At 70.1% G+C, this 311-nt stretch carries 1 protein-coding gene; it reads left to right on the plus strand.

Translation table 11 applies throughout. From position 1 onward, the window contains the following. Window positions 1-58 precede the first annotated feature (58 nt). Window positions 59-311 (plus strand): hypothetical protein (locus EN852_RS38390; RefSeq protein WP_135879874.1); only part of this gene is annotated, 253 nt, incomplete at its 3' end.

The following is a 311-nucleotide window of genomic DNA, read 5'->3' on the forward strand; positions in this document are numbered from 1 at the left end:
ATGCCGTCACCACGCAGCGCCCGGCACGCTGTCGACCCGATCACCACGGAGCAGGACCATGATGCGCGCATTCAGCGTGGCCGTACTCACTTTCGCCGTCACCGCCTGCAGCAGTACGCCGGTCGCACAGGTACAGCCGATCGATGGCGTGATTTCCGGCCAGTGCCACAGCGACAAGGTGCGTGGCGCCGTGGGCCTGGCCGCTTCGGACGCCACCGTGGCCCGCGCACGCGTGGACAGCGACAGCCTGCAGGTGCGCGTGCTGCGTCATGACGGCCCGCGGGTACCGCCGGCCAGTGAAGGCGGCGACC

The sequence above is a fragment of the Mesorhizobium sp. M2E.F.Ca.ET.209.01.1.1 genome (assembly GCF_004010375.2).
GTDB lineage: Bacteria > Pseudomonadota > Alphaproteobacteria > Rhizobiales > Rhizobiaceae > Mesorhizobium.